22 protein-coding genes are annotated in these 26,738 nt (G+C 46.0%); 16 read left to right on the forward strand and 6 right to left on the reverse strand.

Features of this window, described 5'->3' with window-relative positions; all coding sequences use genetic code 11:
• Positions 1 to 49 precede the first annotated feature (49 nt).
• The gene (locus J2X05_RS03175; RefSeq protein ID WP_310069442.1) at positions 50 to 451 is read right to left on the reverse strand and encodes a c-type cytochrome; all 402 of its coding nucleotides are present in this window, start codon (positions 449 to 451) and stop codon (positions 50 to 52) included.
• A 237-nt stretch (positions 452 to 688) separates the two neighbouring features.
• Here J2X05_RS03175 and prsK point away from each other — a divergent pair, with 237 nt between their 5' ends.
• From prsK to J2X05_RS03195, 4 genes are all read left to right on the forward strand, one after another.
• Entirely contained in the window at positions 689 to 2,734 is a 2,046-nt protein-coding gene (gene prsK, locus J2X05_RS03180) for an XrtA/PEP-CTERM system histidine kinase PrsK (protein WP_310068534.1), read from the forward strand.
• 9 nt (positions 2,735 to 2,743) lie between these two features.
• Entirely contained in the window at positions 2,744 to 4,147 is a 1,404-nt protein-coding gene (gene prsR / locus J2X05_RS03185; RefSeq protein ID WP_310068539.1) for a PEP-CTERM-box response regulator transcription factor, read from the forward strand.
• 251 nt (positions 4,148 to 4,398) lie between these two features.
• On the forward strand, positions 4,399 to 5,463 hold the full coding sequence (locus tag J2X05_RS03190; RefSeq protein ID WP_310068541.1) for a fibronectin type III domain-containing protein: 1,065 nt from the start codon (positions 4,399 to 4,401) through the stop codon (positions 5,461 to 5,463).
• Between the two features lie 127 nt (positions 5,464 to 5,590).
• Entirely contained in the window at positions 5,591 to 6,991 is a 1,401-nt protein-coding gene (locus J2X05_RS03195; RefSeq protein ID WP_310068543.1) for an exosortase/archaeosortase family protein, read from the forward strand.
• Between the two features lie 52 nt (positions 6,992 to 7,043).
• On the opposite strand, the gene J2X05_RS03200 is transcribed toward J2X05_RS03195, so the two are convergent.
• Together J2X05_RS03200 and J2X05_RS03205 are read right to left on the reverse strand one after the other, a co-directional pair.
• A complete protein-coding gene (locus J2X05_RS03200) occupies positions 7,044 to 8,108 on the reverse strand; it encodes a DegT/DnrJ/EryC1/StrS family aminotransferase (RefSeq protein WP_310068546.1) in 1,065 nt (354 codons plus the stop codon).
• A gap of 65 nt (positions 8,109 to 8,173) precedes the next feature.
• The gene (locus J2X05_RS03205) at positions 8,174 to 9,322 is read right to left on the reverse strand and encodes a glycosyltransferase family 2 protein (protein ID WP_310068547.1); all 1,149 of its coding nucleotides are present in this window, start codon (positions 9,320 to 9,322) and stop codon (positions 8,174 to 8,176) included.
• Between the two features lie 123 nt (positions 9,323 to 9,445).
• Between J2X05_RS03205 and J2X05_RS03210 the strand changes: the two genes are divergently transcribed.
• The 10 genes from J2X05_RS03210 to J2X05_RS03255 all read left to right on the forward strand — a co-directional run bounded on the left by J2X05_RS03210 (position 9,446) and on the right by J2X05_RS03255 (position 20,580).
• Positions 9,446 to 10,534 (forward strand): glycosyltransferase, encoded by a 1,089-nt coding sequence (locus J2X05_RS03210; protein ID WP_310068549.1) that lies wholly within the window; start codon positions 9,446 to 9,448, stop codon positions 10,532 to 10,534.
• Positions 10,535 to 10,746: 212 nt separating this feature from the next.
• Positions 10,747 to 12,564 (forward strand): ABC transporter ATP-binding protein, encoded by a 1,818-nt coding sequence (locus tag J2X05_RS03215; protein WP_310068552.1) that lies wholly within the window; start codon positions 10,747 to 10,749, stop codon positions 12,562 to 12,564.
• A complete protein-coding gene (locus J2X05_RS03220; RefSeq protein WP_310068554.1) occupies positions 12,557 to 13,480 on the forward strand; it encodes a glycosyltransferase family 2 protein in 924 nt (307 codons plus the stop codon). The genes J2X05_RS03215 and J2X05_RS03220 overlap by 8 nt, the downstream gene beginning before the upstream one ends.
• Before the next feature lie 7 nt (positions 13,481 to 13,487).
• The gene (locus J2X05_RS03225; RefSeq protein ID WP_310068556.1) at positions 13,488 to 14,729 is read left to right on the forward strand and encodes a glycosyltransferase family 4 protein; all 1,242 of its coding nucleotides are present in this window, start codon (positions 13,488 to 13,490) and stop codon (positions 14,727 to 14,729) included.
• Positions 14,730 to 14,734: 5 nt separating this feature from the next.
• The gene (gene cysC, locus J2X05_RS03230; protein WP_310068557.1) at positions 14,735 to 15,361 is read left to right on the forward strand and encodes an adenylyl-sulfate kinase; all 627 of its coding nucleotides are present in this window, start codon (positions 14,735 to 14,737) and stop codon (positions 15,359 to 15,361) included.
• A gap of 24 nt (positions 15,362 to 15,385) precedes the next feature.
• On the forward strand, positions 15,386 to 16,198 hold the full coding sequence (gene cysQ / locus J2X05_RS03235; RefSeq protein ID WP_310068560.1) for a 3'(2'),5'-bisphosphate nucleotidase CysQ: 813 nt from the start codon (positions 15,386 to 15,388) through the stop codon (positions 16,196 to 16,198).
• A gap of 47 nt (positions 16,199 to 16,245) precedes the next feature.
• A complete protein-coding gene (locus J2X05_RS03240) occupies positions 16,246 to 17,016 on the forward strand; it encodes a sulfotransferase family 2 domain-containing protein (RefSeq protein WP_310068563.1) in 771 nt (256 codons plus the stop codon).
• Entirely contained in the window at positions 17,000 to 18,154 is a 1,155-nt protein-coding gene (locus J2X05_RS03245) for a glycosyltransferase family 4 protein (RefSeq protein WP_310068565.1), read from the forward strand. Before J2X05_RS03240 ends, J2X05_RS03245 begins: the two co-directional genes overlap by 17 nt.
• Positions 18,155 to 18,174: 20 nt before the next feature.
• A complete protein-coding gene (locus J2X05_RS03250) occupies positions 18,175 to 19,314 on the forward strand; it encodes a glycosyltransferase family 4 protein (RefSeq protein WP_310068568.1) in 1,140 nt (379 codons plus the stop codon).
• A gap of 54 nt (positions 19,315 to 19,368) precedes the next feature.
• The gene (locus tag J2X05_RS03255) at positions 19,369 to 20,580 is read left to right on the forward strand and encodes a glycosyltransferase family 4 protein (RefSeq protein ID WP_310068570.1); all 1,212 of its coding nucleotides are present in this window, start codon (positions 19,369 to 19,371) and stop codon (positions 20,578 to 20,580) included.
• Between the two features lie 22 nt (positions 20,581 to 20,602).
• On the opposite strand, the gene J2X05_RS03260 is transcribed toward J2X05_RS03255, so the two are convergent.
• On the reverse strand, positions 20,603 to 21,442 hold the full coding sequence (locus tag J2X05_RS03260; RefSeq protein WP_310068573.1) for a hypothetical protein: 840 nt from the start codon (positions 21,440 to 21,442) through the stop codon (positions 20,603 to 20,605).
• 334 nt (positions 21,443 to 21,776) lie between these two features.
• On the opposite strand from J2X05_RS03260, the gene J2X05_RS03265 reads away from it, so the two are divergent.
• A complete protein-coding gene (locus J2X05_RS03265) occupies positions 21,777 to 22,457 on the forward strand; it encodes a glycosyltransferase family 32 protein (protein WP_310069445.1) in 681 nt (226 codons plus the stop codon).
• A gap of 85 nt (positions 22,458 to 22,542) precedes the next feature.
• Here J2X05_RS03265 and J2X05_RS03270 read toward each other — a convergent pair whose 3' ends face one another.
• A complete protein-coding gene (locus tag J2X05_RS03270) occupies positions 22,543 to 24,072 on the reverse strand; it encodes a hypothetical protein (protein ID WP_310068576.1) in 1,530 nt (509 codons plus the stop codon).
• A gap of 371 nt (positions 24,073 to 24,443) precedes the next feature.
• On the opposite strand from J2X05_RS03270, the gene J2X05_RS03275 reads away from it, so the two are divergent.
• A complete protein-coding gene (locus J2X05_RS03275) occupies positions 24,444 to 25,784 on the forward strand; it encodes a phenylacetate--CoA ligase family protein (RefSeq protein ID WP_310068579.1) in 1,341 nt (446 codons plus the stop codon).
• 32 nt (positions 25,785 to 25,816) lie between these two features.
• Here the strand turns inward: J2X05_RS03275 and J2X05_RS03280 are convergent, their stop codons facing one another.
• Complete coding sequence (locus tag J2X05_RS03280; RefSeq protein WP_310068582.1) at positions 25,817 to 26,731, reverse strand: glycosyltransferase family 2 protein; 915 nt, start codon at positions 26,729 to 26,731, stop codon at positions 25,817 to 25,819.
• Positions 26,732 to 26,738: the final 7 nt, after the last annotated feature.

A 26,738-nucleotide genomic window follows, 5' to 3' on the forward strand; every position in this document is an offset into this window, starting at 1 on the left:
AAACAACAAAGGCGACCCAAGGTCGCCTTTGTCACATCGAAGAAGCTAATTACTTGCTGCCATCCAACATGTAATCCACTGCACCTTTGATTTCATCATCGCTGCAAGCCGCACACATACCCTTGGGTGGCATGGCATTGAAGCCGCCAATTGCATGGGTATAAAGCGTGTCTTTGCCTTTGGCAACGCGCGGAGCCCAATCGGCGGCAGTACCGAACTTAGGCGCGCCCATCACGCCGGCACCGTGGCAGGTGGTACAAAAACCGGTGTACACATCCTTACCAGATTTTGGACCCGCTGCAGCGGCAGGTGCCGGAGCGGCAGCACATTCTTCACCCTGCATGCAGGTGCTGCCCACGGGAGCGATGCGCGCCTGGACTTCATCGTCATTGGCAATGGCAGTACCGCTCACCATGGCAGTCATTAACAGGATTCCGAACAATTTTTTCATGTGGCTCACGGCTTTTTCCTCGTTGGTATAAGGCCGCTGAAACTCTGTTCCAGCTTGCCCGTTGTAAATTCAGGGAGATATGGCGATCTTTGGGCGCGCATTATAGCGGCAAATACCCACACAGGCGATGGCAGTATTTAATAGTCGTTACAAGAATCTTATGGCGATTTGATCTGCCACAACCAACTGTTATGCTTATTGCCACGACTTATACCTCCGCATAGGATTCTGGCCGGTATGGAATATAACAGCGTCACCTTTGTTGCCTACTTTAGCGCTGCAGTCGTTTCTGCCCTGCTGACAGCTACCTATTTGTTCCAACTGGTGCGCAAACAAAAAACCTGGTTGTTCGCCGGGGCTGCCGCTGTGCATACGCTGCATCTCGGCGCTATCGCCCTGTCCTTTTCCGAACAATCTATCCCACTTTATCTACTGATTATTTTTGAATATTTGCATTTTAATGCCTGGGTTTTCTGCATTGGGCTGAGCCTCAAACACAATACCCAACGCAGACAACTACCCGCCAGCCTGCAATTGCTGTTTAGCGGTGGCTGGCCGATTACCGCGCTGGCGATTGCAATGCTATTCATTCCCAATATGAACCAGGCGGGATTATCCGTGTGGTTCGCGCTGGGATTGGCGGTTATCGCACTGGTCAGCGTTGAGCAACTCTATCGCTACGCTGCCGAGAATGATCGCCAGATCAAATTGCTGTGTATGAACCTGGCGGCGATTTTCCTCTACGACATCTATCTATTTACCCACGCACTCATCTTCAAAGGGCTCGACCCCATGCTCTGGCAGTCGCGCGCTGCGGTCTCCATCGCCACCTGCCTGTTTATGGCGCTGGGCGGCATGCTGTTATTGCAGCGCAATGACCGCCCAGCGAACTTCAACCTCTCGCGCCCGATCGCCTTTTACACTACCTCACTGGTCGGCGTGGGCGTATTAATTACCGTACTTTCGCTCGGCGGTTACTACGTGCGCCTTTACGGCGGCAACTGGGGCACCGTCTTTTATAGCCTGTTATTGGTCGGCGCTGTATTGCTGATTGCGACTGTGTTCATTTCCAGCCGTATACGTATGAAGTTATCGGTCCTGATCAATAAACACCTGTTCCGCTATAAATACGATTATCGCAACGAATGGTTGCGCCTGATCAACTATCTTGCCCAACCGGCTGAGACTAGTGAGGTCAACCAACGTGCCTTTTTTGCCGTTGCCTCTACTACCAAGGCTCCTAGTGGAGCCATCTGGCTGCGCAAACAGGGATTTTATGAGCCGGTCTATCGTGCCAATCTACCCAATTTTGTCGATCTGCAGGAAGAGCCGGTTGATAGCCCCTTCTGCCGCGCTTTTATTGAATCCGAGTGGGTGTTCATCCCCGATAGCGGCGACAACGAAGCGCTCAGCCAGCACAATGAATTGCTACCCCACTGGGCGCACAATATTCCCGACCTCTGGCTGATGTTCCCCTTGATTGTCGGCGAGGAGCTGGTAGGTTTTATGGCACTGACCAAACCCGGCGGCGATGAAACGCTCACCTGGGAAGATCTGGACTTGCTCAAAACCATGGGGCGCCAGATCGCGAGCTACCTCAAGCGCCATCAACAGGCGGAGCAATTGGTGGAAGGCCGCCAGTTTGATACTTACAACAAGCTGGTCGCGTTTATTATCCACGACCTAAACAATTTGATTGCGCAGCAGGCACTGGTCGTGCGCAACGCCGAAAAACACAAAGGTAATCCAGCCTTCTTTGAAGATGCGATAAAAACCATCAGCAACTCAGTGGATCGCATGAACAACCTGCTCAGAAAGCTGCGCCGCGATGACTCGGATCTGGTGAAACGCCTGTCGATTACCGAGGTAGTGCAGCAGGCCATCAACGAATGCCAGCGCAGCAGCCCAACACTCACGGCGGATATACAACCCAACTATCGCACCATTAATGCCGATCAAGTGCGATTAGTGATGACCATCACCAACTTCATCAAAAATGCGCAGGAAGCCACGCCTGACAGCGGAAAAGTTCATGTTACACTGCAAATCAATAACAACTCGGCCGTCATCATCATTGCAGATACCGGCTCGGGTATGGATTGGGATTTCATCCACAACCGCTTATTCAAACCCTTTGAGACCACCAAATCCGGCAAAGGCATGGGCATTGGCGTCTACCTGTCGCGCGAATATATTAGCGAGCTGAGCGGCACATTGAATGTCGCCAGCGAGCCGGGCGAAGGCACCACTATTACCATTACCCTCCCGCTGAACAAGGATTAGCGCAAACGCATGAGTAAATCGACCGTTTCCAAACCTATCTTATTAATTGTCGAAGATGACACTGGCTTGCAAAGCCAATTGCGCTGGCATTTTGACCAATACGAAACCGTCGTCGCCGACAACCGCCAGGACGCCATTGCCGCCCTGCGCCTACATGAAGCCGCTGTAATTATCCAGGATTTGGGGCTGCCGCCCGATGAGGACGGCGTCGATGAAGGCTTTAAATGCATCCAGGATATTTTGCGCATCTCACCTAACAGCAAAGTTATCGTGATGACCGGCAAAACCGACCGCGACAACGCCCTGCGCGCAGTGGCTATGGGCGCCTACGATTTCTACCAAAAACCGGTTGATCCCAATACGCTCGATTTAATTGTGCAGCGCGCCTTTCATATCCACGAACTGGAAGACTACAACCGCCGCATCAGTTTGTCGCAGCAGGAGCCGCTGGAAGGCCTAATTACCAATGATCCGCAACTGCTGAAAATTTGCCGTCAGCTCGAAAAAATCTCGCCTACTACCGTCACCTGCACCCTGCTCGGGGAAAGTGGCACCGGCAAAGAAGTGATGGCACGCGCCATCCATCAACTAAGCCCACGCAAGGCCAAACGCTTTGTCGCCATTAACTGCGCGGCGGTGCCCGAGAACCTGATCGAGAGCGAACTTTTCGGTTACGAAAAAGGCGCATTTACTGGTGCCAACAAAACCACCATCGGCAAAGTAGAAACAGCCAATGAGGGAACCCTGTTTCTCGATGAAATTGGTGACATGCCTCTCAATTTGCAAGCAAAGCTTTTGCGCTTTTTGCAAGAACGGGTTATTGAACGCGTGGGCGGACGCTCCGAAATTCCTGTCGATGTGCGCGTGATCTGCGCCACCAACAAAAACCTTGAAGAGATGGTCAAAGTCGGCAGCTTTCGCGAAGACTTGTTCTATCGTATTTGTGAAATGACAGTAATGATTCCGCCGCTGCGCAATCGCCTCGGTGACAAGGTTTTACTCGCGCGCCATTTCAAACTTAAATTTGCCAAGGAACACGGCCAGAATGTCACCGGCTTTACCCCCGACGCCATAGCCGCAATAGAAAATTATTCCTGGCCAGGCAACATTCGCGAGATGGAAAACAAAATAAAACGCGCTGTGATTATGGCCGATGGCAAGCACATCACGCGTGAAGATTTGGGCTTGGCCGAAGCCGGAGAGTTGTCGCTTAACTTACGTCATGTACGTCAGGAAGCAGAACGAGGTGCCATTTTACGCGCACTCAGCATGACCGATAACAATATTTCAGCCGCAGCCAAATTGCTCGGTGTAACGCGGCCAACGTTTTATGACTTGATCAAAAAATACGATATGAATCAGGAATATCTGGTTAACAACGGCGACTCGGGCAATGCAGATAAAGAAGATTAACCAACGCTAGCCTGGCAAGGTCTCCATCAGTCTCCGGACAGAGAGTTGCATTGTTGGTATCGCGCTCAGAAACAATCGATATATACAATTACCTTTAATCGCGCATTGTTTGTCACAAAAACTGGATACTTAATCGCGAAATCTAAAAAAAAAGATGGAACTGGCAACCGACCAATTCATAAGTGCTAATACTGGTTTGTTGCAAATTTGAATCATTGAAGAGCTAATTTAAACATCGCAGGTGTAAATAGATGTGCAAGTGCGCTAATAAATTGTTATGTATCCTTCCTTTAGTGTGGCTTGCCGCTACCCTTACCGCCTGTGGTGGCGCTGCATCCGGTGATGGAGACAGCACTACCAGCACAATAAATAAACCAACGATCAGTTCAATTGCTGCCAGCAGCATCATGGAACAGAGTTCATCTTCAAGCCAGTCTTCCAATGCTGAACCCACTTCTACTTCAAGCATCAGTCAATCGTCCAGCTCTGTTTACTCACGTATACCGCGGTCAAGTAGCGCATCTGTCTCATCGCAAAGCAATGGATACGATACCACTCCACCGACTGTAACAGAGTTGCACCTCTACCGACTGTCAGAGCGAAGCATTACCCTGATATGGGATGACGCAATGGATAATGTGGGAATCAGCCACTACACCATTAAACGCGATAATAAACTCATCGCGATTGTTGATTATCCTGCACAAATGTTCGCCGACCAAAACCTGCTACCCGCCACCGATTACACCTACGCTATTGCCGCTTTTGACACAGCGGGTAATGATTCAGGTGATTCTATGGCATTCAGCATACGCACACTCGCTTTGGCAAATAGCAGCACCGCCAGCACTAATTCAAGCGCAAGTGCAAAATCCAGCAGCTCCCTGCACTCGAGCTTAAAATCCAGTAGCAGCTCCCTGCGTTCAAGCTCAAGCTCAAAGTCCAGCACGAGCATGTCTAGCAGCAGTAGGCCAAACTCAAGTGCAAGCTCACAATCCAGCAGCGCATTCTCCAGTGCGAGTTCCAAATCAAGCAGCGCTTCCTCAACAGCCAGCAGTGCTGCAATAGAAACTATCACCATCACCTGGGGACATCCAAACCAACGGGAGGATGGCTCTTATCTGGAGCTCGAAGACATAGGCGGTTACGAAATTCGCTATCGTAAACCTACAGGCGCACGCTACACCTACATTAACTTGAACGGTAATCGCACAACGGAGTATATATTTACTGGCCCGGTGCGGGATCTGGAGTTTGAAATTGCAGTGTTTGATACAACGGGTTTGTACAGCCGTTACATTAAAATCACTCGTTAGTACACCAATATAGAGCTAGGCTTTTTTTGTTTGGTCGCGTTATTATGAACTGCCTCACACTTTATCGGACTCAATAGCGCGCCTTACTATGGATTTAAGCAATAAACTCCTCCGGCTTCGCACGGCCATGCCTATTTTTGTAGCGATTCTGTCGGTGGCCTTATGCTATTTGCCAAGTTTGACTACCCTTTGGAAAAAATGGGTGTTGTGGGACCAGGATTTAGCACACGCACTGCCAACCCTTGTAGTGATGTTTACACTCCTCATCTATCGCAATTATCAGCAAACCGGCATCCACATTGCAAAAACCCCATGGTACTGGTTGCAACTAATCGCCATCGGCAGCTGTTCGTTGCTCTGGTATCTATTTGAAAGCCTCAGCATAAGTTTACCTGCTTACGCCCTTATCATTGCACTGATAGCATTGACCATCAGTGCAAGCCTTTCATTTCAGGTATTGCGCGCAGTACTTCCCTATTTAGGATTGCTAATTTTTACTATCCCCATTTGGGGAGAACTCAATCGCACATTAGTAGAACTCAGTAGTCTTATGGTTGGCGAGGCAGTTAAGCTCAGTCGCATGACTGCACTTATCGACGGCAGCAATATTTTCCTCCCAAGCGGAACTATTTTTATTGCAGATGGCTGCTCTGGATTGCGCTATCTGACAGTTGCCCTGTTAATTGGCTACATTCTCGCGTTAGTCAATAATTACCGGGTGCCGCAAGCGCTAACCACCATATTGTTAGCGCTATTACTTGGGCTGTTTGCCAATTGGTTGCGCATTTATTTACTGGTATTGATCGGTTACGTTACTGAAATGCAAAGCAGCTTGATGCGCGACCACGAAACATTTGGTTGGGTTGTATTTGCGATGATTTTGATTCCCAGCATCTACTTTGCCCCTATCGCGAAACAGCAGTCAGTCACTATCGCAATTCCTCGATCATCATTGTTGCCTCTGTTGCCGTTATTGATCGGGCCTCTATTGCTCCATTTTAGCCCCGAACCAAAAACAGGTACCCAGCCACTCAGCCTACAGCACCTCGCCCACTATCAAATACCCGCAACTAGCGTTATAGGGGCGCGACTGAGCACAGATTTCCCTGGCACCAAAGTACAACAACAATTTGGCATTGATGGCACCTCACTGCAGGTCGATTTATTTACCCATATCACCAGTAGCAAAAAAGAAGAAATAGTGCCCTACATCGGCAGGCTGATTAACAGTTCCCAGTGGAATAATGAGCAGCAACTGAACCTGACAACTGCAGGAGGACAATCGTTTGATACGAGAGTTTTCCGGAGAGTGGGGAGCCAAATACGCATATTGGTTGCCAGACAATATGTAGTTGGCCGCTACCAGACGGCTAACTATTTCTATGCCAAATTAATCCAAATTTTTGCCAAGGCAGCGGGCGATAATTATTTTGGATTACTGGTAGTACAGGTGAATTGTGCTGCCGATTGCAACGAGGAAATTGTCAGGATTCAACCTGCGCTAGATAAAATTGCCGCAATACAATAGCTCATCCACTGCGTAGGATGAACTATTTTCCAGATGCAGTTGACGTGCGGTCTCAGGCCGTGCGCAATAGCGCCACTATTTTCTCACGGTGATATTCAGTTACCCCATCATGAGTGGGCAGACTAATGAAGCGCTGCGCAAAATCGCACGCATTATCCAGTGCCGCAGGCACAGTCACACGACCATCCACACCACTGATTGCATCGATTGCCGTTTGATACATCGCTGTTGCACCTAGCCCTTCCCGCTGCAGACGCACAAGCAATTTATCCCTGCGTGCAACACTGGCACACAATAAAGGGTAACGCAGCAAACGCCGCGCGCGCGCGCTTTCCAGCGGCATCATTTGCTGCAGCCCACCAACCGCAGCTGCCGAGCTGTAATGCTCACCTATATTCGTAAATCGCTCACTGTAGCGATGAAAATTTTCTTTTAATAACGAAGCACGAAAATGATCCAAAGCCAGGATTTCTTCCAAAGCGATATACACTGTCCGACCCAAATGCAGTAAAGGATTACGGTTCAACAGCAAATACAATTGTGGTGTTAACAACCAATTATAAGCGCGCATTTTTAACGGCAGGAGCGCAGACACAGAATGCGATGGCTCAATCTGCTTACTCACACGCGATGCCAAAGGTGTAGATGCTAACAACAAACCACCACCTAACAAACTGAGCGGTTTACCGCGCCCAAATGAAAATACGACATAATCCGATTCAAAAATGGCTTCGCTTTTTTGTGCTGGGAACCATTGTGCATTATCTTCGATCAGACGGGCACGCAAGCCCAAACCTTCAATTAACTGTCGCAGATCTGCAAGCCGCTCAGCAATACCCAAAAAATTGACCGCAATAATCGCCACAACTCGATCATCCAGATGCGCGCGCAATTGCTCGCAATCATAAGTGGGATCATTAACGCTAATATCAATTGCAACCGGCTCAATACCCGCATACACACAAGCAGCCACCAAATCCGGGCAACAATAACCGGGAATAATGGCGCGCGGCTGTTGCACACCAGGAAATTGCTCTCTTGCATCCATTAGTGCCAACGCCAGTGCCGAGGTACCCGAATCAACCCAATAAGAATGCATAGTAAAAAAATCTTGCACAGGATTTTCCTGATACTTGCGCAAACTAATTTTATTTCCTGCTGGAGGAAGGTCGCCGTGGATAATCATCGCGCGGAGGGTTTCCAGGTTGTCATGCGCTGGCCAGCAACAAATTTAATGGCTGCATCGAGCAGGGCAACATTGACTTGCACAAAGAAGTACACCAGCTTGACGATAGCAATAGTGCGCAGGTTTGGTAAAAAATGAGCCACTACAGCGAGGCCGTAGAATGCTAGTTGCGCGGAAAATAATAAAAAGTAGAACACACTGTTATCAGCGATAAATGCATTTAATAAAAAGGCCGCCAATAAAAACCAAGGGGTTAGCCAGCGCATCAATTTATGTGAAATCACCTGAAAGGCAAACAAACCAAACTTACCAATATTCAGCACTTCTGCGTGGCGCGCAAGCCCGGTCATACCGCGAATTACCGTGCGAATTTTGCGTTGATACTCTTTAGAGGGATCTTTTAGATCCTGATAAAAACCCAACACATCAGGCGCGGTTACGGCCCGCAATCCTGCTTTCGCGGTGTTGAGTGCGGTATTAAAATCGCTCGGTGAATGAATATCCCACTCATTGCACAGGGATTTACGCACCGCAAAAAAAGAACCGCTCAAACCCACCAGCCCAGCCAATTTTGATTCCTGCTGACGCAACCACATTTCATATTTTACATAGGCACCCTCACCGGCAACCGAACCATCCTGACTAATGAAACGGTCCTCGCTCGACACAGCGCCCACATGTGGATCGGTAAAATAGGCCACTAATTTTTGAATGGCATCGGAAGGTATTTCAGTGGCGACATCACTAAAAACCACAATATCTCCATTAGCAAGATTAATTGCACACTGTTGCGCATGCTCTTTACCCAGCCGCTCAGGAGCGCGCACCAAACGCACTTTGCGCTCAGCATATTCGCGCACTATGTCATCGGTTTTATCTTCCGAACAATCGGACGCGATAATAATTTCAAACGCAAAATCACCAGCGAGTAATTGCAGACTGTTTTCGATTTTTGCGCGAATTCGATGCTCTTCGTTATAGGCAGTCACGATCAATGACACGCTGTTTACCGCTGCCATTTGTTGCGTTGAGGTGCCGCCTCTTTTTATACTCTTTTTGGCAAGCAAAACTCGCAGCACCAAGGGATAAATAAAATAACTATAAACAGCAGCAATACCAAATAACCAAAATAAAAATGTTAACATTCCAACCCCTTGACCTGTCCTTAACTTTTCCAGTGAATATTCGACATCATGCACCTGCCTATGACGAACCCTGACACAAACCTTGAGACTCAATTGCCGATTTTAACCTCTCACCCGAGGGTTTTGCACATCATTTCTGGCGATCTCTGGGCGGGCGCAGAGGTGCAAGCCTATACCTTGCTCACATCAATGAAGGATCAATGCGAATTATTGGCAGTATTGATGAATCACGGTGAACTGGCCGATCGATTGATACAAGCAGGGATAAGCGTAGAAATTATCGATGAGCGCCAGATCAGCAGCCTGAAAATTTTTACCCGCCTTTGCGCAATCATCCGCCGTTTTGACCCAGACCTCATTCACACCCATCGCCAAAAAGAAAATATCCTCGGATCGCTTGCCAATACACTTGCCAGCCGATGCTTACGCCCGCATTTTTGGCAGCGCAGCGCCTCCGTGCGAACAACTCATGGAGCCCCCGAGCACAGCGCATCCGGCATCAAGAAAATACAAGTATGGCTAGACCATTTCTGTGGCAACTATTTGCAAGATGCCATCATTTCAGTCTCTGCCGATCTGGCAACAAAATTGTGCAATATATTTCCCAAGCGCAAAATCCATATTATTAAAAACGGAATAGATGTAGACAGATTACAACAAGCGGTTCCCGCTACCGATATACGCACAGCACAGCCCAATGCTATCCATATAGGCATTGTTGGACGCCTGGAACCCGTCAAACGGGTCGATATTTTTCTTCGAGCCGCACAACTCCTACTCAAACAAACATCTACAGCAATACACTTCCATGTTATTGGCGATGGCAAACTCGCCGCAGAACTTCAGTTGCTTGGCCACGAGCTCGCACTGGGGCATTCAGTGAGCTTTCACGGCCACCGCACTGACCCCGCGCAAGTTATAGCTGCGCTCGATATGGTAGTCATCTGCTCTGACCACGAGGGCACACCCATGACCGCATTGGAAACACTCGCACTCGGCAAACCCTTGATTGCGCACAGTGTTGGCGGCCTGGTTGAAATACTGGCGGATTATCCGGATCTGCTCGTAACAGACCACAGCCCTGCAGGTTATAGCAATAAAATATTGCAGGTTATGCACACCAAGCCCCGTGTGCAGCTGAAAAAGGCTTACACCAGCCATACCAATGCCGCTGCGACTCTCGCGCTCTACCAAAAATTGATACGGCATTAATGTCGGATAGTTTTACACTACTGAAAAGTATCTGGATGTATGGCGCCCACGCGTCGCCAGCAACAATTTCTTAGCATGGTGTGTGATAGAATTCCGCACCGGTAAACCGCTGCACCCAGCAATTTACCACCAGCCAGGGAAATGATAGAGACAACATCGCCGTAGATGCGCTTGTTATCTATCGCCACGTTGAGATAAAAGGTTTTTGATACATGTATATCCTGAATATTATCCGCAGCATTTACGCCGTGCTCAGCAGAGAGCAAAAACTGCGGATGCTATTGATGCAATTTTTCTTTCTTTTCTCTGCAGCCGTGCAGGTGGTTGGCATCGCCAGTATCGCCCCCTTTATTGGCATCATATCCAATCCGGAATCCATTCAAACCAATCGCGCCCTTGCCGCGCTCTATGAGTATGGCGGCTTCCAATCTAACCAGGAATTCATTACCGGTTTTGCCTTACTGTCAATTGCGATGATTTTTATTTCCAATTTTGTCAGCGCATTGACCATCTGGCTGCAATTTAAATTTTCGATTTATCTCGGCAGCAATTTGCAATGCCAGTTGTTTGAAAAATCCATTCGACGGGATTATTTATTTCACAAAACCACGAACTACAACAAGCTGATATCCACAATTTCCGCCGATGCACCGCGCTTTATCTACATGGTGCTACAACCTTATTTGTTAATGTGCAGTCAATTATTTATTGCACTCATTATTCTGGTGGGCCTGTTATTTCTCGATCCTGTAGTCGCGGTTGGTTCGGCTCTGGTGGTAGGTGGCGCTTACTTGTGTACTTACTGGCTGATAAAAACATCCCTGCGTGCCCACGGTGACATTATTACCAAACGCAACAAAGTGGTTCAATCAATCATGTCGGAATCCTTTATCGGAATCAAAGACATCAAATTAAATGCACTTGAAGCAAAATACACCCAACAATATCTCGCCGCCAATAAACAAGGGCTGGATTCCAGCGCTTACATTGCACTCTCGGGTGACTTACCACGCTTTGCTATTGAAACAGTTTCATTCAGCGCCATACTCTTATTTGCCGTATGGCTTCTCAGTGGGAGCAATGAAAGTACCAACGTCGTATCGCTCTTGAGTGTTTATGCGCTTGCAGGATACAAACTCTTGCCCACTATGCAGCAAATTTACAAATCGGTTTCCAGCATGAGTGCAAATGGTGGCGTTGCCATTTTTTTGCGTAAGCAACTGGATTTTGATACACCAAACGACGAAAAAACTGATGTTCCGGCCATCGCCGATGTGACTGAGATTGAACTGAAAAACATCAGTTATCACTATCCCAAAGCCAATAAACCTGCACTGGATGATGTCACCGTCAAATTTACCAAAGGCCAGCTCAACACTATTGCCGGGCCTTCGGGCTCAGGAAAGTCCACACTAGCCGACATTATCCTCGGCCTCTTGCCACCAGCTAGCGGCCAACTTTTTACTAACCACAAGCCAACTGCTGGCAAAGATTTAATCGCTTACCAACGCACGATCGGCTACGTACCCCAACATATTTTTATTCTCGATGGTGACGTGATTACCAATGTCGCTTTTGGTGTAAATCGTGAAGACGTCGATATTGCGCGAGTTAAAACTGCCTTGCAGCAAGCCAATGCCATGGAGTTTGTCGAAAAACTTCCCAAGGGTTTGGAAAATGATCTGGGGCAAGATGGAAAGTTACTCAGTGGCGGCCAGCGCCAGCGCATAGGCATCGCGCGCGCACTCTACCGGAATAATAAAATTCTGGTTCTGGATGAGCCTACTAGTGCATTGGATATAGATTCAGAACACGAATTGATGCAGCTGCTAAACGAATTAAAACATGACCGGTTGATTATTGTTATTTCCCATCGCCCTGCCGCGATAAAATTATCGGATAAGATCACTGTTATTGCCGATGGAAAATTGATTGCCAATGATAGCTACTCTGCCCTCTATGAAAGCGATAGTTACTTTCGCAATATGATTGAAAAAGGTTCGATCAATACAGGCTCGCAAAATGAGTGAGCCATCATTAATGCCACTGGTTAGCGTAATAATACCTACGTTTAATCGTGCGCATATGATTGGAGATGCATTGGAGTCTGTATTCCAGCAAACTTACAAAAATATCGAAGTACTAGTTATTGATGACGGCTCGACCGACAGCACACAAGATGTCATAGCAAATCTTAATGCTTCTTGCGTACGCTATATCAAACAGAAAAATGCCGGGGCATCGGCAGCAAGGAATCACGGCATAACACTCAGCAAAGGCGATTATGTTGCTTTTTTGGATTCAGATGATATTTATGAAAGCAAATGTATAGAGGCGAAAGTGGCCATCGCCCTGGCAGATGACGACTGTGTGTTGGTAGGTGGTGGCTGCAGCTACTTCGATGAACATTCAAAAAACTGTATTGCAGATACTCCAGCACGAACCTTAGTAACTTATGAGGATCTTTGCATTTTTACTGCATTCCCTGGCGCCACATCCAATATATTTGCAAAGCGTACAGCGATAATTGCGGCGGGCCCATTTGTTACATCGCTATCGAATTCTGAGGATCGTGACTTTCTACGCAGGCTAGTAAAACAGGGAAATACAAAAAGTTGTAACTTTAATACCATATCAATGCGCATTCATTCAGGGCTGCGCCCCAACAGACACAAACAAAAACAGTATGCTGACCGAGAGTGGATCAGTGCGCAAATACCTGAAAAAAACTTGCGCCAAAGATCAAGAGCTTGGAACGCCATGGTGATGGCGAACTTGTACTGGAGTGAAAATCAAAAATTGTCGGCAATCGCATGGTGGATAAAGTCGTTTCTGATATATCCAGGCAGCGTACATCCCGAACGCCCGAGATTAAAAGCGATATTAAGGAACTATTCACCAAATAGTTATTACCCGGAAACTGTCACAAGCTTAAACACTAAATGAATCAAAAATGCACGCACTGATTATAGCCACCAAATTTCCCAACACCATCCAACCCTGGCTGGCCAATAGTACTGCCCAGGTTGTAAAGCATGGTGGTAGTGTCACCATCTTCTCGATGACGCAGGGAGATCAAAACTATTCTTCCGTTGTTGATGAATTCCACTTAACTCAAGCAACAGAATATTTAAACTTTGATGGCAAGAACAAATTATTCGCCATCGCCAATAATTTTTTAAATCCATTTAATATAGTAAAAAGCCTGCGCGGATTATTTTCTGCGCCGCATTATTTTTCAAAACATAAATCCCTGGCCAGCAATTTTATTGGCGCACTGGTATTAGCCCCGCATTTCATCAAACGCGATATAGACATCATTCATTCGCATTTTGAAATCACCGGACACCTACTACTGCCAGTTATCAGAGCACAAAAAGCACCCTTTGTAATTACTTTTCACGGCCTGCCCCCACCCGGGGTCTCGACGATTCCAGCGGTGATGCGCAGTGAGTATGTCGAAGCCGCTGATATTATTTTGGTCAACACTGAATTTGCCAAGAAGCAGTATATGAGCTTGGGAGCACCGGCCGAAAAGATTGCGATTATTCCACAGGGAATAGTAACCAGTGAGTTTGTTTTTAGTGCTAAACCAAAACCCGCTAATGCTCCGGTAGAACTCCTTACAGTCGGCAGGTTTCATACGGACAAGGGGCAGCAATATGTTCTACAAGCACTGCCAAAGCTTATTGAGCTTGGCTACAATCTTCATTACACCATGGTGGGTGCAGGCCCAGAGCGTGACAATCTGGAGAAAATGATTGTTACGTTAAACTTACAAAAACATGTGACGCTTTACACCAGCATCAGCGAACAAAAGCTCAAAGAGATTTATTCCCGCGCGCATATTTTTGTCTTCCCAAGCCTCACCGACAAAACGGGATTTCATGAAGAAACCCAAGGCGTCGCGATTCAAGAAGCACAAGCCTCCGGATTGATTGTCATTGCCACTAAAACCGGAGGCATACCTGAGTGTGTTGAGGACGGTCAATCTGCATTTTTAGTAGAAGACCGCAATCCCACAGTAATGGCTGACAAGATCCAATGGATAATTGACAATCCACAACAGTGGAATGAATGGCAACACAATGCCCGCCAGTATGTCGAAACCCATTTTGATATTGATGTGATTGGCAAACGGTTAATGAAAATATATGCCGACACCATCACCCGACATCAACAACATCAAGGATAATTGCTATGAACAACGATGAAAAAAGTCCTTACGAAATAAAATCCACTGAACTGGCTTCTGCAGCAGTGTGGCACAACATGAAAATTACACCGGCTCAACGTGCAGCACTCTTGCAACAAAAGCCCTGCTGTATTTGGTTGACAGGATTGTCCGGTGCAGGCAAATCAACAATCGCCAATGCGCTGGATGCACTTCTACACAATCAAGGCAAAAAATCCTTTTTGCTGGATGGCGACAATTTACGTCATGGACTGAATAAAGATTTGGGTATGAGTGAAAGCGATCGCGCCGAAAATATTCGCCGCGTCGGTGAAGTCGCCAAATTATTGGTCGATGCAGGTCTGATTGTGGTTTGCGCATTTATCAGCCCATACCGCCGCGACCGTCAAATGGTTCGCTCTATTTTCGGCCATGGCAACTTTATTGAAGTGTTTGTTGATACACCGCTCGATGTCTGCGAATCGCGCGACCCTAAAGGGTTGTACAAAAAGGCGCGCCAGGGGATTTTGAAAAACTTCACTGGCGTTAGCGATCCTTACGAAGCGCCTCAATCGCCTGAGCTCACTATCGATACCTCCCGTTATAGTGTCGAGGAATGCACCACCCAAATTTTTAAAATTCTCAGCCTCTAATCTCACTGGGCACAGGAAATAGCAATGCTTAATGCAATTAATTTTGATGATGTTATCAAGCTCGCCAAACAGGCCGGCGCCGCCATAATGGAAATTTATAACAGGGATTTTTCAGTGGATATGAAAGCCGATGAGTCGCCGCTGACGGAAGCAGATCTGGCATCACATCATTGCATTGTCGATGGCCTGAAAAAAATAACACCGCACATTCCTGTGCTCTCTGAAGAGAGCACAACCATTGCATGGCAGGAACGCAGCCAATGGCAAAGCTACTGGCTAATTGATCCGCTGGACGGCACCAAGGAGTTTATTAAACGTAATGGTGAATTCACGGTAAATATTGCACTGATTGTTGAACAGCAACCCGTTTGGGGCGTAGTTTATGCACCGGCCAAAGCATTGCTCTACTACGGTGGTCAACTGCACGCAGGCAGCGTAAAAGAAAGCGCAGAAGATAAAACAGCAATCCATGTAAAATTACTGCCAGAATCGGCGCGGGGATGGAAAATTGTTGGCAGCAAATCACACCAAAGCGATGAGTTTGCACAGTTGGTAAAACGTTTTGACCAACCCGATATTGTCAATCTTGGCAGCTCACTTAAAATCTGCATGGTGGCCGAAGGCAGTGCTGATTTATATCCACGCCTTGGCCTAACTTCAGAGTGGGACACAGCAGCAGCACACGCGGTCCTGCAGGGTGCTGGTGGTGAAATTTACCAAGCCGATAATCTCACTCCGCTGCGCTACAACACTAAAGAAAATTTACTCAACCCATTTTTTCATGCACTGGGTAAAACGAATGATTTTAATCGTTTGGTAAAAGAGTATTTGGCTTAGAAGGCACCCCGCTCACAACTTATCGAAGCCCAAGACAGAGAATCACAATGCAATTGCTGCGCAATTTATATGGAAAATTAATTCCCAAGGAAACACGCTTCTGGTTTTACAAGTTGCGTAACCTAAGGGACTTTGAATCATTAAAAACAGCGATATTCCCTTCGGATAAGGGCGATTTTTCCCTGCGCCATTACTATCAAAATAAATGTGTTTTTGTGCACATCACCAAAGCCGCCGGTACCTCTCTGGCGCTCAGCCTGTTCGGCGAATTACCCTATCATTACACGGCGCAGGAATACCGGGTGATTTATGGCCGCCGCGACTATAACCAGTTTTTTAAATTCACCTTCGTGCGCAATCCCTGGGACAGACTTTATTCCGCTTACTCTTATTTAAAAGGTGGCGGCTGGAATGCCAAGGACGCCGAATGGGCGAAGCAAAATTTGGCAGACATTCATTCGTTCGATGATTTTGTGCTGAATTGGCTCACCCCCGAGCGTCTGCATGCGCACATACATTTGTGGCCACAATGCGATTTTATTTGCGATAGGCATGGCAATCCGATCATTGACCATCTGGGCTATTTTGAAACCATTCAGCAGGATTTTGACGCGATTTGTGCGCGTTTGAAGTTGCCACAAACGGATTTGAAACACACCAACGCGTCTAAACGCGCTGGCTACAAAGAGGTTTACTCTCCCGCCGCAATCCAAAAAGTGGCCGAGCTATACAAACAAGACATTGCCAATTTTGGCTATAGCTTTGATGATGTGAACAGAATGAAAGTCGCGGGTGGTCAATTTGTCAGAGCCCAATAGCAAACCCACCTTACTGTGCGTCGCAAATTGGGACTCCAATGTTGGCTATGCCTGGTGGTTGATGGAAAGTTTCTGGGTAAAAATTCACGCTGAATTCTCTACTGATTATGAAGTGGTGATTACCTACCCCAGTATTTCAATACTGCCCGCCGCAATTCACGATGCACAAATTCGCACAACTGCTTTTGATTTCGGCGTAAACAAATTAGCGAATCTCGCGCAACATTTACGTTTTATAAAACAGCACAATGTTACTGCTATTTATTTCAGTGACCGCCCCACCAGCCATTGGAGCTATTTGTTTTTCAAGCTCGCAGGGGTAAAAAAAATTATCGTCCACGACCATACACCAGGAATTCGCACGCGTCCTACTGGACTGCGTAAATTTCTTAAATCCTGTCGCGCGCGAATTCCTTTGTTAGCAGTCGATGCCGCAATCGGCGCAACAGAATACGTCAAAGACCGGTTGATCAATATCAGCTGCCTGCCCGCCAAAAAATGCTTCGCAGCACCTAATGGCATTCCGATAACAGAAGCAACGCAAAACCCGCCACTGGATTTGCGCGCGCAATTAGGTGTAGCTGCTGAGACTTTGTTAATTGTCAGTACCGGCAGAGCAAATCTTTATAAAGGTGTAGATTTTGCGTTAGATGTTTTTGCCCAATTGGTTCACCAACAAAAATGCCATGGATTTCATTTTATTTATTGTGGTGATGGCCCCGATCTGGAATTTTTAAAAACCATGGCACACTCACTCGCCATCGGCAATCACGTCACTTTTCTTGGGCGCGTTAATAATATCGATCAGATCCTCAATAGCTGCGATATTGCGTTTCACCCAAGCAGGGGCGAAGTGGGTTACTCCCTCGCCATTCTCGAATATATGCGCGCAGGGCTTCCAGTACTTGTCTCCAGCAACCCTTCCGTCTGTGAAGCTACACAGCATCTAAAGGATGGTTTGATATATCAGGAAGGGAATCTACAAGATGCCTGCCAAAAAATGACCCAGCTCTTGAGCGATGGCCAATTGCGACAGTCACTTGGCAACCAGGGTAAACGCGCGATCGTTGAAAAATATTCTCTTGCAGCAACCCACAAAGCACTGATAGCCGCCTTACAGAAAACCTTGGCCGAATAAGCAGAGGCAACAGGCAAGTTATGCAAACAACCCAAAGCACAACTATCGCCCTGATGCATTTTGGTGGCAAGATCTTGCGCGGTACCGAAGTCTGCGCTATCCACACAATTGACGCGTTACAGGAAGCCGGCTACCGGGTGCTATTGATTGCCAATAATCCCGATGTCATTGCGTCCCGCACAAGGCGACCGCCTGATAAAATATTGCAATCCGCATTTCCCGAAATTATGTTCGATGAAAATTTTTCGTTTCCACTGTGGCAATGGTTGAAAAAAATTATCGAACTCAAAACGTTTTTAATTACCGAGCACGCAGCATTGCTGTTCAGTAGCGGTGGGCTTCCATGCCAAATGGGCAAGCCTATTAGCAAATGGTTAAATATTCCCATCCTGGTTCATTTGCATCATCCAGCACCCAAACGCTATTTTTATTTTTGGATGCTACCCTGGGCTGACTTGATTATTGCGCCCAGCCGACACACGCAGGCAGTAATTCAAAAAAAATGCAATGCTACCGCCCAGGTTGTCTACAATGGTATAGATGTTGAAAAAACGTTTTTCCCGGCGCAACGCACACCTGAATTACGCAATTCGCTCGGCATCAGCGACAATGCTGTTGTTATTGCAAGTATTGCGGCACTGGTACCACATAAGCGTATCGATTTATTTTTGCGTGCACTGGCCATAGCCAGCACCAAATCTTCACTACCGCTCCACGCCGTCATTATCGGCACTGGGGCAGATGCGCAGCGACTGGAACAACTTAGCTACGAGCTGGGAATTAACACATCGGTGACCTTTATCGCGCAAGTGCCGGACATTTCGCTTTATTTGCAACAGGTGGCTGATATCCATCTATTAGCGTCCAGTGAGGAAGGTTTTGGCTTGTCAGTAGTAGAAGCAGCAGCTTGTGGCCTACCCAATATAGTCGCTGCGGCAGGTGCACTGACTGAAGTTGTACAAAATGGGATTGATGGCATTCATGTGCAAGGTGCACAACCTGAAGCATTTGCAGAGGCACTCCTACGCCTGAGTGAAAACGCCGACTTGCGTTTACAAATGGGGCAGGCAGGCAGGCAGCATGCCGTGACAACATTTTCAGTCGCTGCGTATAAAAATAATATAGTGCAACAAATTCAGCGCTTGTTGACAAGCAATTAGTGACGCCAGCCGGTAACCGGTGAAGAGATACGGTGAGAGATATATAACAACACCATGAGCCAACAACAAAAGCCATCAATTCTTATTATTGAGCAAGGTCAAAGTTTTGGCGGGGCTATTATCAGCCTATCGCAAACCATTGCTTGCTTTAAAAAAATTGATCCGTTGTTAATTACATTTATGCCACTAGAAGCGTCCGCACCCTGGGTAAAAAATTTTAGCCATGTCAGATTAACGGATCACTTCAATTACAAAGCAAGAAATAGTTTTACCGATGTATGTAAAAGCAGAATACCGACACGGCTGTTAAAAAAATTGTTTTTCAAAGGCTATGCATTAGCCAGTGTAATTGGCGAGATTTTACTAGCACATAAAATTGCGCGCATCGGCCGCAAGCATCAGGTTCGTTTGGTACATTGTAATAATGGTGTCACCAATCTCTCCTGGCGCGTAGCAAAAATAATGCAGCTGCCTCTGGTCTATCATTTTCGCGGCGCTGACTCTGCCAATACTTACACCGATGAAATATGTCATGCTGCTGCAAAATATATCGCCATAACCCATTTTTTAGCTGAGGAATTTTCCCGGAAGCTTTCTGTCCCCTTGGAAAAAATTTCACTTATCTATGATCCTGTAGATCATCATATTTTTGATCAGATATCTGCGACAGCAGTGGTGTGTGCCCGCCAAGCGATGAACGCTGACCCTGGCGACGTTGTGTACTTAATCGCTGCGCGCGTTATCGCATTCAAGGGGCAACTTGAGTTTCTTCAATGTGCGCTACCGTTGTTGCGCGCCAATGAAAAATTTAAAATTGCCATCATGGGCGATAATGCCGATGAGAGCCCTGATTATTTTCAGCAGATCAAACAATTTATTCTGGATCATCAACTTCAGCAGCAAGTTGTCATGCTCGGCTTTCAGGCTGACCCTATGCCATTTATCAAAGCTGCAGATGTAATTATGCATTTCAGTTTAGGCCCTGAAGGGTTTGGCAGAAGTATTATTGAAGCCTGGGCGGCCAAAAAACCCATTATTGCTACAGCAATTGGTGGGCCTATTGAGTTGATTGATGATGGCAAAGATGGCTATCTGGTAGACCCGAATAACATTGACCAATGCCGGGATCGGATTAAAAACCTACTGAATAATGCCCTCCTGCGGGAGAGCATGGGCAATGCGGGATTTGCGCGTGTACTGGACAGTTTTACACAAGAAGCCATTGCGGCGCAGCTGGAAAATGCACTGCTGGAATTAATACCCTGACCACTTATTGAAATGCTGGCTACTAGAGTGCCGGCGGTTCATAACCGTAGCGTGAAATAATAAAAGCCTCTTTGTTTTTTACCAGCTCTATCGATTCGGCGTCATAATAAAAATCCATACTTTTGCGCGACGACGTATTGGTCTTTTCATTTTTCCCCTGCAGAATAAATAGTCGCTGCTCATCGGTTAACGCAATATTGGCACAGGTCAATGCATCAATTAGATCTGCTTCAAGATGTTCGTTACGCACGACAAAATTGGTGATCGCGCGCTGCTCCCACACCTCATTCAAGCGTGACGAGTCGGTCAAATCTGGCAGCGAATACAAATCCGATCCCAGGTTGGTAAACAATTTAAAGTAACGGTAAGTCAGCACACCGCTATGCGCAGAGAGTGGAGAAAAGCCATAGCCCTCACCAATATCGAAGCGGCGATCAGCATCCAGCATAAGCCGAAGCCATTTGCGAAATAATTCAGGGTTGCTGCTATCGGCATAGACTTCATTCCAGAGCGCAACGGGTTTGGCGGTATCGGCAAGCAATTGACGCAGATACTGCGCCGGGCTCAGCCAATTTTTACCCATTTCTTTATTCAGCTGGCGCCAATAATAATTAACGCTGTAGCGACGTGTCGTTTGACTAAAGGCACTGCCTTTCCGGTCACAACCATAACCCCATAAAGACACATACCAATCCCAGGGGTTGCGAATAGAGCCAAGAATAAAACGGTTTTGCAGTTCAGGCGGAACTACATTGTGTTTACCCACCTGCTCGCCCGTTAAAATTTTATTGAGGCAACGGCCTATATGGGAGCCAGCCGTTTTATGCAGTTCAACAAAGATTAGCGAATCAGAAACAAACATAATGTAAATTCATCCTTATAGATTTTGGCGTTGCGAGCTACTATACGCAGCTGATCAAATTGGCTGGGATAATACCAAATCTTGCACCTGATTATCATCCGCAGTAGCAGAGTAATCGCCAATTACCTGATGTGCCGCTCGGAATTTGCCGGCTGTTGCAGCGAAAATAGATTTCCCTGTAACAGTCCATGACTGCTTTTGCCTGTTTACCAAGTGATTATGTATGCCGACTCATAGAATACCCAAAACCATCCACTCATCCCGCACCGCCCGCGCTCGCCCAATATCCAGAATCGTGTGGCAAACCTTTATCACCGATCAGGTTCCCGCCATGATGCATAAAGCAGCTACATCATGGTCCAGCAAAAATCCGGATTGCGATTATCGTTTTTTAGTTGATGCCGATTGCGCAAAAATGATTGCCGATTTTGATCCGGAATTATTTAAATGCTATGAGCGAACCCCGCCAGGGGCGTTCAGAGCCGATATTTGGCGCTACTGCGCACTCTATCGCTTTGGAGGGATTTATGCCGACATGGATACCGTATGCAAACTTCCGATGAGGCAGCTGATAAAAGATAAAGATCAATTTATCGTGGCTTATGACGCAAATAAGACAAAATTATTTAATGCATTTATGTGCTCAGCACCCGCGCATCCGGTTTTGAAAAAAGTGCTCAGCAATATCAAATCAATATTACTCGATGACGAACAATACCAGCTCATTCAAAACAATCCCGCATTACTGTATGACATTACCGGCCCAGGCGGACTTGCCCGCGCCGTAGCTGAAGTCACTGGTTTGCCTGAGGGCATCACCTATTCTGCCAAAACCTACAGCACCAATGAGGTTAAGGTCAGAATACTGCGCAAACTCCACAAGAAGCCGCTTTGGTCAAGGCGAGTAATGGTTGGATTAAGGACAATACTGTTATGCAAATACGAGGGCTATTTTGAGGATATTAAAGCTGCAGGAGGAACCCATTGGTCAAGCTCAAAGGCTGAAACAGCCTGATTAACCATGAGGTGAGATTTGCGAAACAATTGAGGATATAACGAATCCAATACCCTTCATATGAAGGGTATTGGCGCGAGCGGGATTATTGATATTTCGGATTTAAGGGTGCAACAGGCGCGGGGGAGGTAGCAACATCGGCGCCTACCTTACCAAACTCAGCTCCAACATAACGGCCTTCCAACTGTTGAACAATACCGGCTGTTGGTCCAGCCACCACGTTTGGTATTGTTGTTTTCATTTCTGCTGTATTCCAAAGATTTGGTTTGGTAGTAACAATTACGTTTGCATCTGTCTCAAATGGCGTTTTTCCCATGAAGCGTATTGTGCTGTAGCCATTAACAACAGTATTTCTGTAAATAAAAGTGTTATAACTCTGCCCTTTATAGAAATCACTAATAACAGCTAAAATCGCCGGACCATCCTGATCTGAAGGAACGACTATTCTATTCCAGCATATCTCATGATCATGAGGAACCTCACCAACTGCACTACCGTAGCCAATAGACGTTTGCGTTCCTCTTACATTATCAAAAGCTTCATTCGCACGGACAGAAACAAAACTAATGCTGGACTTGACCCAAAAGCCGTAACTAGTAGCACTATTTCTTGCAATATTTTGCTCCACCAAAACATAACTGGCTCGGTAGATATCAAAGTAGTGCCCATTTCCAGTTGCATTATTCACATTGGTGATGAGGTTTTCTTTGTACAAAATATTGGTTTTTGCCTTGACTGTGTTGGAAATAAACACCGGTCCGGTATTGTCAGTACCCGCCTTGCCAAATTGCATGTCAGTAAAATGGTTGCGCCAAAAAGTAGTGCGGCTTACTTCTCCGGTTAACCAAAAAAAGTGAGCGTCCGCTACATCGTTACGCGCATTTTTCCACGTAATACCCGCCACAAAAATATCCGTTAAATCACCCACCAGTATTTTTGCAGTGGAGGCGTCGATAACAGGTTCTTCGCCGGGAAAACCAATCAGGCTTGGTGTTTTTTGGTTAGCCGTCAAACGCACATTATTGTTATTGGCGATATCACCAACCAAATTATAGTTGCCGCCACGGAACACAATTATTTTATTGGCATAGGTAGAATCAGTCGCTGACTTATGCCACTCGGCAGCAGTGGCAAGTGGATTGTCGATTGCTCCAGTTTTAGTGCCTGTTGCACCACTCTTAACAAACACAAACATGCTCGGGTCTATGGTCACCTTCCAGGTCGCCTCAACAGTTTTTAATTCCTGGTCGGTAATGCGCACTTTGAACTCTTGTGTACCCGAGGTTGCGGTAGGTGTCCAAGTGATAGAGCCATAATTGGTTTCGCCATACAGAGAGCCAATTTTTGCCCCACTTGGCCCACTAACCAGCTCATACTTGAACGGCCAGGAACCACCTTGAACCCCAATCGGGATTGCATACTCCATCTGTGGGTGCGCCCATCTATGGCGGGCATGAGCCGCAGTTTCAGTATCCGGGCGCGGGTAGACCAAATGCATTGGCATTTTGGCCGGCACAAAATACCCTGCCGGGAATGGGAAGGGCGTGGCTGCATTTACAATACCTGACACAGCCATCAAGAGAGAAATAAGAAAAATATTTATGGCATTTTTCATAACGATTACCACTAACAAATGATGGGGTTATTAAGAGAAATACGGGCAATAACTGCGGAAATCACCTTCACGCAACTAGCAGTGAAAGGGGTCATATTTCATTTAAATTTAACTACTCAAGTCTAGCACAAGTGTGCAAAGCGCCATGAGACAAGATGCCAATAGCAAGGAGATTCAAGCAACCAATTCCCATCTTTGTAAAAAAACCCTGCGGCAGGCCACTAAAGCTATCAAATACCGTCATGAAAAGTGATAATAATTTCTAAATTGCTTCTATATATAACGCATTATTCTGTTTGGAAGTTCCAATTTTTAATCAAAATGCCTGCCCAGCTCATAACACGAACATCAATATATCTAAGGAAATGACAATGTCTAACGCCATTTATTTAGCAATGCCACGACAATTGCAAAATTTGGCGCTTACCGCCTATGGAAAAAATTTATACCGTCAACGTTTTGTAGGTGGTATTCCTGCCAACTATCAAACCGACCTAATACCATTTAGAACCATCAGACCAATAGATCTGCAACACCAACAACAGCGTTTGCAACAGCTGATACAACATTGTAAAGATTACGTTCCTTATTACAGAAACCTATTAAGAAATGTATCAACAGACAAGATCACCACAGGTGATCTCAGCAATATGCTGCCAATATTGACCAAAGCAGAGCTTAAGAAAGATCCCGAACTGTTTATATCTACCAGCCCCGAGTTCAAAGATAAGTTGCGCAGCGCCAACACCAGTGGTAGCAGCGGCACCCCACTATCGGTGAAATACACAGATGAAGCGCGGAGAATAAACTACCGTTTTTATGAACAAGCACTCGCCCTGTTTGAATGTAATTACCGCTCAAAGAGCACTACCTTCGCTGGTCGCATTCTTTATAAAAGCCCAGGCAAACATCCTGACCGCTACGACTCTTACAACAACACTCAATATCTATCATCGTATTTTATTAGTGATGACACTGTTGCATCCTATGTAGATGCACTCAATCGCTGGGCGCCCGATTTTATTGATTCCTACCCCTCAGCAATAGTGGAACTATTAAAATTAGCCAAGCAAAAACAACTTAAATTTACCTTTTCCCCCAAGTGTGTTCTGACATCTTCTGAAACACTAACAACTGACGCTCGACAGCTAATAGAGAGCACATTGAATACTACCGTGATTGATCATTACGGCTGTACGGAAATGGCTATTAATGCGGTGTCTGTTGGAAAGTATTACTTTTCCGACCCCTTGTTTTCAATACTTGAATTTGAGCATCAGTTTGATAACTCCTACGAATTGATTACAACTGGCTTATTGAATTTCGGCATGCCTCTATTGCGCTATAAAATAGGCGATTTAGTAGAAAGATCGTCAGATTTTGCACATGGCTTTGATGCAATTGATGGGCGCACTGACGACGTGATAATTACACCAGAGGGAAAACGTGTTGGGAGAATGGACCCCGCATTCAAGGGTATTGATGGCATTGAATTTGCGCAAATCATTCAGGAGAAAATCGATCTAATCAACGTAAAAATAATACTATCGCCTAATACACAGCATTTATTTAAACCGGAACTACTTATTGAAAATATAAAAGAACGAACCAGCAGAAAAATCAATGTTAGCATTGACTATGTAAATGAAATAAAAAAAGGAGCAAATGGGAAATTTAAAAGCGTCATATCAAAAATGCAATCGACTCAATGAATTTAATGGCAGTAGCACACCCTGCTGCCCAATCAAAAAACGGAACATAACCTTGCCCAAAAATAAACGTAAAACACCATAGTGTTCAACATGAAGACACTAAACTTTATATTTTTGAATTTATACCTCGCAGCCAAAAATGGAATCAAGAACAAACACATAAATGTAAATATTTTTACCGTAGAACTATCACTGAAAAATAGCGCAAGCAAAAAAAACACATGAAAAACAGCATGGGATAATGCCGATACAGAAACTTTAGACGAAAAAAAGGCATTTAAATTTTGAGCATCACCTCGTCCATGCCATCTTTCTCGCTTAAAAAAATCCACGATATTTTGGGGGTAATCTCTATGAAACACTAATAACCGAGGATTGTTTTCAAGAGTTGCACCTATGGATTTTGCTCTTTGGCAAATATCATAATCCTCTCCGGTTCTAAGCTCTTCGCTAAATCCTCCAACCTCTTCAAATAATTTGCTCGACATAATCATATGTCCAGTTCCCAAGTGCGTGGTTGTAACGTCCTGGCTAAAACTTGAGAACCAATATTTTTCCAGCCAAGAACCATTACTAGGAGGAACACAGTGAGAGCCAGTCATATATAAATAGTTATTTCCAATCTTATCCAGTACAGCTCTAATTTCTTGTTGCCATTCATAGCTTACCGAAACATCTGCATCGACAAATATGAGAACATTGTAAATTGATTTTTCAGCCCCGAAATTTCTCGCAGCACCAATAGTCCCACCCACCTTATCGAATACTCTTGCCCCCAGCGATTCAGCAATAGCTCCTGTGCGATCAGATGAGTTATGATTTATGACAATAATTTCATAAGTAAGACCAGAAGCAAACTGCTGAATGGCTTGAATAGTAACTGGAATTTCGGCTTCTTCATCCTTTGCTGGAATAATGAAAGAAATGCCATTTTTAGAATTTTTCACGTAAACC

Origin of the sequence: Cellvibrio fibrivorans (genome assembly GCF_031457055.1) — a bacterium.
GTDB classification, from domain to species: Bacteria; Pseudomonadota; Gammaproteobacteria; order Pseudomonadales; family Cellvibrionaceae; genus Cellvibrio; species Cellvibrio fibrivorans.